The 11,908-nt window shown below is 69.8% G+C and carries 15 protein-coding genes; 8 read left to right on the forward strand and 7 right to left on the reverse strand.

Annotated features, from left to right (window positions below; all coding sequences use genetic code 11):
- Positions 1 to 29: 29 nt before the first annotated feature.
- From fabI to ACZ3HQ_RS28175, 5 genes are all read right to left on the reverse strand, one after another.
- Positions 30 to 797 (reverse strand): enoyl-ACP reductase FabI, encoded by a 768-nt coding sequence (fabI, locus tag ACZ3HQ_RS28155; protein ID WP_350754672.1) that lies wholly within the window; start codon positions 795 to 797, stop codon positions 30 to 32.
- Between the two features lie 5 nt (positions 798 to 802).
- On the reverse strand, positions 803 to 1,507 hold the full coding sequence (gene fabG, locus ACZ3HQ_RS28160; protein ID WP_364934084.1) for a 3-oxoacyl-[acyl-carrier-protein] reductase: 705 nt from the start codon (positions 1,505 to 1,507) through the stop codon (positions 803 to 805).
- Positions 1,508 to 1,676: 169 nt separating this feature from the next.
- Entirely contained in the window at positions 1,677 to 2,063 is a 387-nt protein-coding gene (locus ACZ3HQ_RS28165; protein ID WP_467515156.1) for a type II toxin-antitoxin system VapC family toxin, read from the reverse strand.
- Positions 2,064 to 2,068: 5 nt separating this feature from the next.
- Positions 2,069 to 2,353, reverse strand: coding sequence for a type II toxin-antitoxin system Phd/YefM family antitoxin (locus ACZ3HQ_RS28170; RefSeq protein ID WP_467515158.1), 285 nt, complete (start codon positions 2,351 to 2,353; stop codon positions 2,069 to 2,071).
- Positions 2,354 to 2,396: 43 nt separating this feature from the next.
- Positions 2,397 to 2,843 (reverse strand): ATP-binding protein, encoded by a 447-nt coding sequence (locus ACZ3HQ_RS28175; RefSeq protein WP_467515159.1) that lies wholly within the window; start codon positions 2,841 to 2,843, stop codon positions 2,397 to 2,399.
- 150 nt (positions 2,844 to 2,993) lie between these two features.
- Here ACZ3HQ_RS28175 and ACZ3HQ_RS28180 point away from each other — a divergent pair, with 150 nt between their 5' ends.
- From ACZ3HQ_RS28180 to tyrS, 6 genes are read left to right on the forward strand one after another with little or no spacing between them, the layout of a single operon-like run.
- The gene (locus ACZ3HQ_RS28180) at positions 2,994 to 3,842 is read left to right on the forward strand and encodes a helix-turn-helix domain-containing protein (protein WP_467515161.1); all 849 of its coding nucleotides are present in this window, start codon (positions 2,994 to 2,996) and stop codon (positions 3,840 to 3,842) included.
- Positions 3,839 to 4,033: a DUF397 domain-containing protein gene (locus ACZ3HQ_RS28185; protein WP_467515162.1), complete on the forward strand. Its 195-nt coding sequence runs from the start codon at positions 3,839 to 3,841 to the stop codon at positions 4,031 to 4,033. The genes ACZ3HQ_RS28180 and ACZ3HQ_RS28185 overlap by 4 nt, the downstream gene beginning before the upstream one ends.
- Positions 4,023 to 4,955: a hydroxymethylbilane synthase gene (hemC, locus tag ACZ3HQ_RS28190; protein ID WP_467515164.1), complete on the forward strand. Its 933-nt coding sequence runs from the start codon at positions 4,023 to 4,025 to the stop codon at positions 4,953 to 4,955. The genes ACZ3HQ_RS28185 and hemC overlap by 11 nt, the downstream gene beginning before the upstream one ends.
- A gap of 48 nt (positions 4,956 to 5,003) precedes the next feature.
- Positions 5,004 to 6,527 carry a TldD/PmbA family protein gene (locus ACZ3HQ_RS28195; protein WP_467515166.1) on the forward strand — a complete coding sequence of 508 codons (1,524 nt, stop codon included), beginning with the start codon at positions 5,004 to 5,006 and terminating at the stop codon, positions 6,525 to 6,527.
- Positions 6,524 to 7,918: a metallopeptidase TldD-related protein gene (locus ACZ3HQ_RS28200; protein WP_467515168.1), complete on the forward strand. Its 1,395-nt coding sequence runs from the start codon at positions 6,524 to 6,526 to the stop codon at positions 7,916 to 7,918. The genes ACZ3HQ_RS28195 and ACZ3HQ_RS28200 overlap by 4 nt, the downstream gene beginning before the upstream one ends.
- A 56-nt stretch (positions 7,919 to 7,974) precedes the next feature.
- Positions 7,975 to 9,243: a tyrosine--tRNA ligase gene (gene tyrS / locus ACZ3HQ_RS28205; protein ID WP_467515170.1), complete on the forward strand. Its 1,269-nt coding sequence runs from the start codon at positions 7,975 to 7,977 to the stop codon at positions 9,241 to 9,243.
- Between the two features lie 57 nt (positions 9,244 to 9,300).
- Here the strand turns inward: tyrS and ACZ3HQ_RS28210 are convergent, their stop codons facing one another.
- A complete protein-coding gene (locus tag ACZ3HQ_RS28210) occupies positions 9,301 to 9,594 on the reverse strand; it encodes a GlsB/YeaQ/YmgE family stress response membrane protein (RefSeq protein ID WP_030815588.1) in 294 nt (97 codons plus the stop codon).
- A 248-nt stretch (positions 9,595 to 9,842) separates the two neighbouring features.
- On the opposite strand from ACZ3HQ_RS28210, the gene ACZ3HQ_RS28215 reads away from it, so the two are divergent.
- Together ACZ3HQ_RS28215 and ACZ3HQ_RS28220 are read left to right on the forward strand one after the other, a co-directional pair.
- On the forward strand, positions 9,843 to 10,247 hold the full coding sequence (locus ACZ3HQ_RS28215; protein ID WP_467515172.1) for a DUF3099 domain-containing protein: 405 nt from the start codon (positions 9,843 to 9,845) through the stop codon (positions 10,245 to 10,247).
- Between the two features lie 256 nt (positions 10,248 to 10,503).
- Positions 10,504 to 10,722 carry a hypothetical protein gene (locus ACZ3HQ_RS28220; protein ID WP_467515174.1) on the forward strand — a complete coding sequence of 73 codons (219 nt, stop codon included), beginning with the start codon at positions 10,504 to 10,506 and terminating at the stop codon, positions 10,720 to 10,722.
- On the opposite strand, the gene moaA is transcribed toward ACZ3HQ_RS28220, so the two are convergent.
- A complete protein-coding gene (gene moaA / locus ACZ3HQ_RS28225) occupies positions 10,705 to 11,694 on the reverse strand; it encodes a GTP 3',8-cyclase MoaA (protein WP_467515176.1) in 990 nt (329 codons plus the stop codon). The two genes, ACZ3HQ_RS28220 and moaA, sit on opposite strands and share 18 nt — an antisense overlap.
- Positions 11,695 to 11,908: the final 214 nt, after the last annotated feature.

Genomic DNA, 11,908 nt, shown 5'->3' on the forward strand with positions numbered 1-11,908 from the left:
GGTACGGGCCTCTCGCTGTGCGGGAGCGGTCAGGCGCCGATGGCGTGGAGGCCGCCGTCGACGTGGATGATCTCGCCGGTGGTCTTGGGGAACCAGTCGCTGAGGAGGGCGACGACGCCCTTGCCGGCGGGCTCGGGGTCCTTGAGGTCCCACTCCAGGGGGGAGCGGGAGTCCCACACGGCGGCCAGGTCGGAGAAGCCGGGGATGGACTTGGCGGCCATGGAGCCGATCGGGCCCGCGGAGATGAGGTTGCAGCGGATGTTCTGCTTGCCCAGGTCGCGCGCCATGTACCGGTTGGTGGCCTCCAGGGCGGCCTTGGCCGGGCCCATCCAGTCGTACTGCGGCCAGGCGTACTGCGCGTCGAAGGTGAGGCCGACGACCGAGCCGCCGTTCTGCATCAGCGGCAGGCAGGCCATGGTCAGCGACTTCAGGGAGAAGGCGGAGACGTGCATGGCGGTGGCGACCGACTCGAACGGGGTGTTCAGGAAGTTGCCGCCGAGGGCGTCCTGCGGGGCGAAGCCGATGGAGTGGACGATGCCGTCGAGGCCGCCCAGCTCCTCGCCGACGATGTCGGCCAGGCGCGCGAGGTGCTCCTCGTTGGTGACGTCCAGCTCGATGACCTTCGCCGGCTTCGGCAGCTTCTTGGCGATGCGCTCGGTCAGCGTGGGCCGCGGGAACGCGGTCAGGATGATCTCGGCGCCCTGCTCCTGGGCCAGCTTGGCGACGTGGAAGGCGATGGAGGACTCCATCAGCACACCCGTGACCAGGATGCGCTTGCCCTCGAGAATTCCGCTCATGGTGTTCAGTGACCCATTCCCAGTCCGCCGTCAACGGGAATGACGGCTCCAGTGATGTACGAGGCGTCGTCCGAGGCGAGGAACTTCACCGCCGCGGCCACCTCCTCCGGCTCGGCGTACCGGCCGAGCGGTACCTGCGACACGATGCCCGCGCGCTGCTCGTCGGTGAGCGCCTTGGTCATGTCGGTGTCGACGAAGCCGGGGGCGACGACGTTGAAGGTGATGTTGCGCGAGCCCAGCTCACGGGCGAGCGAGCGCGCGAAGCCGACCAGCGCGGCCTTGGACGCGGCGTAGTTCGCCTGACCCGCCGAGCCCAGCAGTCCGACGACCGACGAGATCAGTACGACGCGGCCCTTCTTGGCGCGCAGCATGCCCCGGTTGGCCCGCTTCACGACCCGGAAGGTGCCGGTCAGGTTGGTGTCGATGACCGAGGTGAAGTCCTCCTCGGACATGCGCATCAGAAGCTGGTCCTTGGTGACGCCGGCGTTGGCGATCAGGACCTCGACGGGGCCGTGCCGCTCCTCGATCTCCTTGTACGCCTGCTCGACCTGCTCGGCGTCGGTGATGTCGCACTTGACGGCGAGGAAGCCCGCCGGGGGCTCGCCCGAGCGGTACGTGATGGCGACCTTGTCGCCGGCGTCGGCGAAGGCGCGGGCGATGGCGAGGCCGATGCCCCGGTTGCCTCCGGTGACGAGAACCGAGCGGCTCAACGGATCACCCTTTCATCAGCGGTCTACAACGTTCCGACAATCCGCCCGGACGCCCTGGTGACGGGCCTGACAGGCGGCTTCCCAAGAAACCTATCGGTCCGCCCGCGACCACGGACAATCGGGCACCGACAGTGACACATCCCTGCTCCTGTCGGATTCCTACAGACGCTCAGCCCGTCATTCCGGGCGCGTGAGCAGCCAGCCCCTCAGCTCGGGCGGCCTCCAGCATCCGGCGGTCGTAGGTCACCAGCGCGGTCAGGTCGTCGCCCAGCGACAGCGCGCTCGCCACATGGATCGCGTCCAACGTCCTGAGCCGTCCGACCAGCAGAGCCGCCCCGTCACGAACCTCCCTGGTCAGAAGGATCTCGGTGATCCGGGCATCCAGATCGTCCATCGCCTTCGGGAAGTGCCCCATGAGATCCAGGGTCCGGACGGTCTCGACGAAGCCCAGCGTGCTGGTGGCGAGCGGAGCGGTGATCCGCTGCTGGAGGAAGGCGTCCAACTCCTCCCAGTAGTTACGGCGGGTCATCCACGTGACCAGCGCGGATGTGTCCATGTAGATCAACGGTCGTCCTCCTCGCGCTCGGCCAGAAGCAGCGCCAGGGGATCGACGTCTTCGGGTACCGCGTAATGCGGCATGGTGTGCCTGTCGGCAGCGGTGACCGGCTTGAGCTTGATCTTCCCCTGGGCCACCAAATGCGCATACCACTCCATGGGCCCGCCGACCGGGGACAGTATGGCGATCACGTTGCCGTGCCGGGTGACCTGAATCGCCTCCCCCTTCTCGACACGGGCGAGTACCGCGCTCGGGTTGTACGAGAACTCTCGGACGGAGATGGTGCTCATCGCTGCCTCGCTTCGAGCCGATTGTGCCTACATCTCTTTAAGGTTACCTACAAACCGGTGAGACCGCGTGGGTGGCGCACTCCGCCCACACCGTCTTGCCCGGTCCCGTCCGGGGGCTGGTGCCCCAGCGGGTGGCTACCGCCTCGATCAGCAGGAGGCCCCTGCCTCCCTCGGCGGTGGGGTCCTGGGCCGGGAGCTTCGGGTGGGCGGGGTGGGTGTCGGAGACCTCGATCCTCACGGTGCCGTCCCGGTGGTGCAGACGGAGCTCGAAGTCCCTTCCCGGTACGCGGCCGTGCAGGACGGCGTTCGCGGCGAGTTCGGCGACGAGCAGGGCGACGGTCTCGGAGGTGGGGGTGCCGTACGGGTGCCCCCACTGGTCCAACTGGTGCACGGCCAGCCGGCGCGCGAGCCGGGCACCCCGCCGGGTGGCGGAGAAACGCTGAGCGAACGTACGTACGGTGACGGCCTCTTGGGCGGGTGTGGGCGACATACGTCCAGCGTGAGGAGTCCCTCCGGGGGGCCAACAGGAACGAAGCCCATACAACTCCGCTTGTACCAGTGCACACTCTGGACTGGGTGGGTTACTCCCCGTGACGGTGGGCGGACTGGGCTGGTTGAGGGGCACATGGAGGCGGCTGCGATGACGACGGACCAGGGCGGGGGCAGCACCAATGTCGAGCTCGAACCTTCCGAGAGCCTCAAGACCTTTGGCGCGGTGCTGAAATCGCTCAGGGAACTTGCTGGTCTGACACAGGAAGAGTTCGCGAAGCGCGTGGGGTACTCGGTCGCATACATCGCCAAGATCGAGCAGGGGAAGCGGTTTCCTCCCACGGATCTACCGGGACGAACGGAAGAAGCTCTAGGCGCGCTGGCCCCCAAAGTACTTACGGATGCAGCGAAGACTTTGACGAGGCGGACAGGGCTGGCTTCGTGGTTCCAGCAGTGGGCGGGAATCGAGGAGGAGGCGGTCTCCTTGCACGCCTACGAATGCCGTGCAGTGCCAGGGCTGTTGCAGCCGGAGACGTACATCAGGGCGCTGTTCGACCGTCGGCTACCGCCCACAGAACAGGAACAGATCGACCACTACGTGACGGCTCGGCTGAATCGGCAAGCGATCATCTCCACCCGGCCCACAACCGAGTTCAGCTTTGTCATCGAGCAGTGCATCCTTGATCGGCGCATGGGAGGCAGCGAGGTGACAATGCAAGTGATCGACCACCTGCTTGAGGTGGGCACCCGGCGTAACGTCTCGATCCAGATCATGCCCAGAGTCCAGGAGGACCACGCTGGCATCGAGGGGCCGATGTACCTGGCCGAGACGCCCGCCAACCAGTGGCTCGGTTACACCGAAGGGCAGCGGTCGAACAACCTGATCTCCACACCAAAAGACGTAAGTATGCTGCTTCAGCGCTATACCAAGCTGCGTTCCCAGGCTTTGGACTGCCGACGTACCGTGGAGCTGCTGGAACAGATGCGAGGAACGCTATGAGCACCACCGATGAGTCTGCCTGGGTCAAGAGCAGCTACAGCGACGCCGAGGGCGGCAACTGTGTCGAGGTCGCCGCGCGCCCTGGTGCGATCCACATCCGCGACTCAAAGAACACCCGCGTCCAGCCCCTCACCGTCACCCCTGACGCATGGGCCGCGTTCGTGGCCGTATCGTGCCCCCATGCCCGGTGATCTGATTCGTATCGTCTCCCGCAACTCCCCCATGGCGCTCGCCCAAGTCGAGCGTGTGCGGGCGGAGTTGGGTGTCCTGCACCCCCGCGTCCGCACCGAGGTACTGCCGGTCACGACCACCGGTGACCGCTGGATGGGGGACCTTGCCCAGGTCGAGGGCAAGGGAGCGTTCACCAAGGAAGTCGATGCCGCCCTGCTGCGCGGCGACGCGGACCTCGCCGTGCACTGCATGAAGGACGTACCCGGCGACCGCCCCATCCCCGCGGGGACCCGCTTCGCGGGCTACCTCGCGCGGGACGACATCAGGGACGCCCTGGTCGACCCCCGGGGCCGCACCCTGGACCAGCTTCCCGCAGGGACCCGCATCGGCACCTCCTCCGTGCGCCGGGTCGCGCAACTCGCCGCTTCCCACCCGCACTTGGAGTGCGTACCCATCCGGGGCAACGTGAACAAGCGCCTGGAGAAGATGGCGGCGGGCGAAGCGGACGCGCTGATCGTGGCCGTCTCCGGCCTGGAGCGCATCAAACGGATGGACGCGGCGAGCGAGATCCTGACGCTGGAGACCATGCTCCCCCCGATCGGCGCGGGCGTCCTCGCGCTCCAGTGCCGGGAGGACGACACCGAGACGATCGACATCGTCAGCGACCTGGGCGACCCCGCCACCCACCGGGAGACCAGCGCCGAGCGCATGCTGCTGCACGTCCTCCAGGGCCACTGCAACTCCCCCATCGCCGGGTACGCCCGTACCGAGCGCTCGGGTGAACTCTCGCTGCGCGCCGCCGTGTTCACGCCCGACGGCAAGTCCGTGCTGCACGCGCACGAGTGGGCCGGCCGCCTCGACCCCGCCACCCTCGGCACCTCCGTCGCCGTGGCCCTGCTCCGCCAAGGGGCGCGAGAACTCATCGACGGCATCGCCCACTGAGCGACGTATCCTCCTGAGCATCCCACCCCGTGCAGGAGGAACCCGCCCGTGGCTCAACACATCGACCCTTCCTTCCTGGCGCTCCCCCTGCGGGCCCTCGCCGACGCCGCGCTGGCGCGGGCGCGGGCCCTGGGGGCCGAGCACGCCGACTTCCGGCTGGAGCGGGTGCGCAGCGCGTCCTGGCGGCTGCGGGACGGGCGCCCGTCGGGGTCCTCGGACACCACCGACCTGGGGTATGCCGTCAGGGTCGTGCACGGGGGTAGCTGGGGGTTCGCCTCAGGGGTGGACCTGACGATGGACGGCGCCGCGAAGGTCGCCTCGCAGGCGGTGGCGATGGCCAAGCTGTCGGCGCAGGTCATCAAGGCCGCCGGGTCGGACGAGCGCGTGGAGCTGGCCGACGAGCCCGTACACGCCGACAAGACGTGGATCTCCTCGTACGACATCGACCCCTTCACCGTGCCGGACCAGGAGAAGTCGGCGCTGCTGGCCGACTGGAGCGGGCGGCTGCTCGCGGCGCAGGGCGTCGATCACGTGGACGCCTCGCTGACCACCGTGCACGAGAACAAGTTCTACGCCGACACCGCCGGGACGGTCACCACCCAGCAGCGCGTCCGCCTCCACCCCGAGCTGACGGCCGTCTCCGTGGACAGCTCCAGCGGCGAGTTCGACTCCATGCGCACGCTCGCCCCGCCGGCCGGCCGGGGCTGGGAGTACCTGACCGGCACCGGCTGGGACTGGGACACCGAAATCGAACAGATCCCTGAGCTGCTGGCCGAGAAGATGCGTGCCCCCAGCGTGGAGCCCGGCCTGTACGACCTGGTCGTGGACCCCTCCAACCTGTGGCTCACCATCCACGAGTCCATCGGCCACGCCACCGAACTCGACCGCGCCCTCGGCTACGAAGCCGCCTACGCGGGCACCTCGTTCGCCACCTTCGACCAGCTCGGCAAGCTCAAGTACGGCTCCGAGCTGATGAACGTCACCGGCGACCGCACCGCCGAACACGGCCTCGCGACCATCGGCTACGACGACGAGGGCGTGGCCGCGCAGTCCTGGGACCTGGTGAAGGACGGCACTCTCACCGGGTATCAACTGGACCGCCGCATCGCCAGGTTGACCGGCTTCGAGCGCTCCAACGGGTGCGCCTTCGCGGACTCCCCCGGCCACGTCCCGGTCCAGCGCATGGCCAACGTCTCGCTGCGACCGGACCCCGCCGGGCTGTCCACGGAGGGACTGATCGGGGGCGTCGACCGGGGGATCTACGTGGTCGGCGACCGGTCCTGGTCGATCGACATGCAGCGCTACAACTTCCAGTTCACCGGCCAGCGCTTCTTCCGCATCGAGAACGGGCGGATCACCGGGCAGCTCCGCGACGTCGCCTACCAGGCCAACACCACCGACTTCTGGGGCTCGATGGCCGCTGTCGGCGGCCCCCAGACCTATGTGCTGGGCGGCGCCTTCAACTGCGGCAAGGCCCAGCCCGGCCAGGTCGCCGCCGTCTCCCACGGCTGCCCCTCCGCCCTCTTCCGGGGCGTCAACATCCTCAACACGACCCAGGAGGCCGGGCGATGAGCGCGCGGACCAGCAAGCCGTACGAGATCGTCGAGCGGGCCCTCGCGCTGTCACGGGCGGACGGCTGTGTCGTCATCGCGGACGAGGAGTCGAGCGCCAACCTGCGCTGGGCGGGCAACGCGCTCACCACCAACGGCGTGACCCGCGGCCGTACCCTCACCGTGATCGCCACCGTGGACGGGCAGCAGGGCACCGCCTCCGGCGTGGTCTCGCGGTCGGCGGTGACGGCGGCCGAGCTGGAGCCGCTGGTGCGGGCCGCCGAGGCCGCCGCGCGTGCGGCCGGACCCGCCGAGGACGCCCAGCCGCTGGTCGGCGGGATCCCGGACTCCCCCGACTTCCGCGACGCGCCCGCCGAGACCTCCTCCGCCGTCTTCGCGGACTTCGCCCCGGCGCTCGGTGAGGCGTTCGCCCGCGCCCGCGCCGGCGGCCGCGAGCTGTACGGCTTCGCCAGCCACGAGACCGTCTCCACCTACCTCGGCACCTCCACCGGCCTGCGCCTCCGGCACGACCAGCCGACCGGCACCCTGGAGCTGAACGCCAAGTCCCCCGACCACACCCGCTCGGCCTGGGCCGGCCGCTCCACCCGCGACTTCAAGGACGTCGACCCCGGCGCCCTGGACACCGAACTGGCCGAGCGCCTCGGCTGGGCGGAGCGCCGCGTCGAGCTGCCCGCCGGGCGGTACGAGACCCTGCTGCCCCCGTCCGCCGTGGCCGACCTGCTGATCTACCAGCTCTGGTCCGCCTCCGGCCGGGACGCCTCCGAGGGGCGCACGGTGTTCTCCAAGCCGGGCGGCGGCACCCGTACCGGCGAGCGGCTCAGCGAGCTGCCGCTGACCCTGCGCAGCGACCCCGACGAGCCGGGCCTGGGCTGCGCGCCCTTCGTCGTCGCGCACTCCTCCGGCGGCGACCGCTCGGTCTTCGACAACGGGCTGCCGGTCCGTGCCACCGACTGGATCAAGGACGGTGTCCTCGACCACCTCACCACCACCCGGCACAGCGCGGCCCTGACCGGGCTGCCGCTCGCCCCGGCGATGGACAACCTGATCCTGGACGGCGGCGGCGACCGCTCGCTCGCCGAGATGGTCGCGGCCACCGAGCGCGGCCTGCTGCTGACCTGCCTCTGGTACATCCGCGAGGTGGACCCGGCGACCCTGCTGCTCACCGGCCTCACCCGCGACGGCGTCTACCTGGTGGAGAACGGCGAGGTCACCGGCCAGGTGAACAACTTCCGGTTCAACGAGTCGCCGGTCGGCGTGCTCGGCCGTGCCTCCGAGGCGGGCCGCACCGAGCAGACGCTGCCCCGCGAGTGGAGCGACTGGTTCACCCGGGCCGCGATGCCCGCGCTCCGCGTGCCGGAATTCAATATGAGCTCTGTCAGCCAGGGCGTATAACCTCGTACTCGGCTGTCACCCGACCGCCGCATGATCACCTAGGAGACACGAGAACCGTGACGGACATCGTCGACGAACTGAAGTGGCGTGGGCTGATCGCCCTCTCCACCGACGAGGACGCATTGCGCAAGGCGTTCGCGGACGGTCCTGTCACGTTCTATTGCGGCTTCGACCCGACCGCGCCCAGCCTGCACCTCGGCAACCTGGTCCAGATCCTCACCATGCGCCGCATCCAGGACGCGGGCCACCGCCCGCTGGGCCTGGTCGGCGGTGCGACCGGTCTGATCGGTGACCCCAAGCCGACCGCCGAGCGCACGCTGAACGCGCCGGAGGTCGTCGGCCAGTGGGTGGAGCGGCTGCGCGCGCAGATCCAGCCCCTGCTGGACTTCGAGGGCCCGAACGCGGCCGTGATGGTCAACAACCTGGACTGGACTCAGGGGCTGTCGGCCATCGAGTTCCTGCGGGACATCGGCAAGCACTTCCGGGTCAACAAGATGATCGCCAAGGAGGCCGTCTCCCGGCGGCTGAACTCCGACGCGGGCATCAGCTACACCGAGTTCAGCTACCAGATCCTCCAGGGCATGGACTTCCTGGAGCTGTACCGGCGCTACGGCTGCACGCTCCAGACCGGCGGCAGCGACCAGTGGGGCAACCTCACCTCGGGCACCGACCTGATCCACCGGGTCGACCCGGACGCCGTGGTCCACGCGCTGGGCACCCCGCTGATCACCAAGGCGGACGGCACCAAGTTCGGCAAGACCGAGTCGGGCACCGTCTGGCTCGACCCGGAGATGACCACGCCGTACGCCTTCTACCAGTTCTGGCTGAACGCGGACGACCGGGACGTCTCCAAGTTCCTGCGGATCTTCAGCTTCAAGTCCCGCGAGGAGATCGCGGAGCTGGAGCGGCTGACCGAGGAGCGTCCGCAGGCACGTGCGGCGCAGCGCGCGCTCGCGGAGGAGCTGACGACGCTGGTGCACGGCGCGGAGCAGACGGCCGCCGTGGTCGCCGCGTCCAAGGCGCTGTTCGGCCAGGGCGAGCTGTCGGAGCTGGACGAGGCGACGCTCGCCGCCGCGCTGTCCGAGCTGCCGAACGTCCAGGTCGCTGAGCTGGGCCCGGTGGTGGACCTGCTCGCCGAGGTCGGTCTCGTGGCCAGCAAGTCGGCCGCGCGGCGCACGGTGAAGGAGGGCGGGGCCTACGTGAACAACGTCAAGGTCGCGACCGAGGACGCCGTCCCGGACGCCGGGGAGCTGTTGCACGGGCGCTGGCTGGTGCTGCGCCGGGGCAAGAAGAACCTGGCCGCGGTCGAGGTCACGGGCGCCTGACGCCTGTGGAAGAGGGCGGCTTCCCCGTGGGGGAGGCCGCCCTCTGTCGTACCCGCGTCACACGCGTTCCTCGTACTTGCGCTTGCGGCGCTTGCCCAGGGTCGCGGTGTAGAGCATGTCCACGAAGAACACGATGATGATCGCGGCGACGAGCTGGAAGATGTGCCTGCTCCAGTCGATGCCGCGCGTCTCCGCCACCCCCAGTCCGCGCGCGATGGCGTTGCCCGCCAGGGCGCCCAGGATGCCGCAGATGGTGGTCAGCCACAGGGGGCTGTGCTGCTTGCCGGGAATGATCGCCTTGGCGAGCAGGCCCAGCACGAATCCCACGATGATCGCCCACAGCCAGCCCATGGCGGCCTCCTCGTCCGGTCCGACCTGATCGATCCGATCGTCCTGATCCTCCTGGCCAGTCTGGGCGCGCCCCCGCCCTCCCGCATGCCGGGGGCGCCCGCACGGTGCACGTTCCCGCAGGCCGCACGGCGCCCCGGTATCGATCGCGGCGGCATGGCGGCGTACCGTTGGTGGGTGTGCCGGGACCGGTTCGGGCCCGGACGCGGTTCAGGGCCGGGGTCGGACCCGTGCGGGCGGATGGTGGACTGATGGGCAAGCAGCGTGGCGAGGTGTTCCGGATCACCGGCGCCCGGACCGGCCTGGCCGAGGACGTGCGGGGCCGGCAGCGGCGGTACGTCATCTCGATGTCGATCCGTACGGTCTCCGTGATCCTGGCCGCCTCGCTGTGGAACGTGGAGCGGTACGTCGCGATCGTGGCGCTGGTGCTGGGCGCCGCGCTGCCGTACATCGCCGTGGTGATCGCAAACGCGGGGCGGGAACGGCCGCAGTCGCTTCCGTCGACCTTCGTCGTGATGCCGTCCAAGCCGATGCTCACAGCACCGCGTGACGAGTCGCGTGACGAAGAGTCAGCGGAGCGGTCGGATTCCGGCCCGGAACGGGCGTCGGCCCGGCCGGGGGCGGAGTCTCGGGAGAAACGTTCCGACCGAGCCTGAGCAGCGTGGGAGCGGAAAAAGCGGAAGACTGCTTCCCGCCAAGCTCAGGAAAAGCTCAGTTCAATCATGCTGTTCTTGTGCCGGTCGGCCAGTGGTGCGTGACATACTGCGTACGCGCTCCGCATCCCCCGTCGGAGCGACAGACCGACGCCGGGCAGCTCCCCCCGTGGCTGCTCGGCGTCGCCTTGTTCGCAGCCGTTTCCGCGCGAATTCACTCCGGTCCGGCCGCGTGAATCCCCTCTGCGAGAATCACTGTGTGAGTGAGACACCGATCTGTTCCGCGAAGGGCTGCCGGGCCGACGCCGTATGGGTGCTGGCGTGGAACAACCCGAAGATCCACACCCCGGAGCGGCGCAAGACCTGGATCGCCTGCGAGGAGCACCGCGAGCATCTCTCGCAGTTCCTCGGCGTGCGCGGCTTCCTGAAGGACGTGGTCCCGCTCCGGGAGTGGGCGGACTCAGCCGCCGATCGCTGACATCGGGCGGTCGGGCTGGACGAAGGACGGGTCGTCGAGGCCCGCGCCCGCCTTCTTGCCCCACATCGCCTTGCGCCACAGCTCGGCGACCTCCTCGTCCGGCGCGCCGGAGCGCAGCAGGGCGCGCAGGTCGGTCTCCTCGGTGGCGAACAGACAGGTGCGTATCTGGCCGTCGGCGGTGAGGCGGGTGCGGTCGCAGGCCGCGCAGAACGGGCGCGTCACCGACGCGATCACGCCGACCCGCTGCGGGCCGCCGTCCACCAGCCAGCGCTCGGCCGGGGCCGAACCGCGCTCGCCGGCGCCCTCGGCGGTCAGCTCGAAGCGGGTGCGCAGGGAGGCCAGGATGTCCTGGGCGGTGACCATGCCCTCGCGCTTCCAGCCGTGCTGGGCGTCGAGCGGCATCTGCTCGATGAAGCGGAGTTCGTAGGCGTGCTCCAGGGCCCAGGCCAGCAGGTCGGGGGCCTCGTCCGCGTTCAGACCCGGCATCAGGACCGAGTTGACCTTGACCGGGGTGAGGCCCGCCTCGGCCGCGGCCGCCAGGCCGTCCAGCACGTCCTGGTGGCGGTTGCGCCGGGTGAGGGTCTTGAAGACTTCGGGGCGCAGGGTGTCCAGCGAGACGTTGACCCGGTCCAGGCCCGCCTGCTTCAGGGCGGCGGCGGTGCGCTTGAGGCCGATGCCGTTGGTGGTGATGGACATCTGGGGACGCGGCTGAAGGGCCGCGACGCGCTCCACGATGCCGACCAGGCCGGGGCGGAGCAGCGGCTCGCCACCGGTGAAGCGGACCTCCTCGATGCCCAGGTGGGTCACCGCGAGGTCGATCAGGCGGACGATCTCGTCGTCCGTGAGCAGGTCCGGCTTGGCCAGCCACTGCAGACCCTCCTCGGGCATGCAGTACGTGCAGCGCAGATTGCACCGGTCGGTCAGTGAAACCCTCAGGTCGGTGGCCACCCGGCCGTAAGTGTCGATGAGCACGTGGGCCCCCTCCCTCGTCTCGGACCGCTTGTCTCCTGTCACCTGCGAGCCTACGCGAGACCTCGGACATCGACAGCCGCTGTTTTCCCGGCACGGTACGGACGCGGCCGCGGGGGGGGGGGGGGGGGGGGCGCGCCGCGCGGGGGGGGGGGGGGGGGGGGGGGGGGGGGCGGGGGGGGCGCGGGGGGGGGGGGGGGGGCGGCCCGCGCCGGGA

Source organism: Streptomyces sp. NPDC018263 (genome assembly GCF_055562575.1).

What these genes read in the sequence shown, in the direction of transcription:
- fabI (WP_350754672.1), bottom strand. Translation starts at nt 797, where the DNA reads ATGAGCGGAATTCTCGAGGGCAAGCGCATCCTGGTCACGGGTGTGCTG.
- ACZ3HQ_RS28165 (WP_467515156.1), bottom strand. Translation starts at nt 2,063, where the DNA reads ATGGACACATCCGCGCTGGTCACGTGGATGACCCGCCGTAACTACTGG.
- ACZ3HQ_RS28170 (WP_467515158.1), bottom strand. Translation starts at nt 2,353, where the DNA reads ATGAGCACCATCTCCGTCCGAGAGTTCTCGTACAACCCGAGCGCGGTA.
- ACZ3HQ_RS28175 (WP_467515159.1), bottom strand. Translation starts at nt 2,843, where the DNA reads ATGTCGCCCACACCCGCCCAAGAGGCCGTCACCGTACGTACGTTCGCT.
- ACZ3HQ_RS28180 (WP_467515161.1), top strand. Translation starts at nt 2,994, where the DNA reads ATGACGACGGACCAGGGCGGGGGCAGCACCAATGTCGAGCTCGAACCT.
- ACZ3HQ_RS28185 (WP_467515162.1), top strand. Translation starts at nt 3,839, where the DNA reads ATGAGCACCACCGATGAGTCTGCCTGGGTCAAGAGCAGCTACAGCGAC.
- hemC (WP_467515164.1), top strand. Translation starts at nt 4,023, where the DNA reads ATGCCCGGTGATCTGATTCGTATCGTCTCCCGCAACTCCCCCATGGCG.
- ACZ3HQ_RS28200 (WP_467515168.1), top strand. Translation starts at nt 6,524, where the DNA reads ATGAGCGCGCGGACCAGCAAGCCGTACGAGATCGTCGAGCGGGCCCTC.
- ACZ3HQ_RS28210 (WP_030815588.1), bottom strand. Translation starts at nt 9,594, where the DNA reads ATGGGCTGGCTGTGGGCGATCATCGTGGGATTCGTGCTGGGCCTGCTC.
- ACZ3HQ_RS28215 (WP_467515172.1), top strand. Translation starts at nt 9,843, where the DNA reads ATGGGCAAGCAGCGTGGCGAGGTGTTCCGGATCACCGGCGCCCGGACC.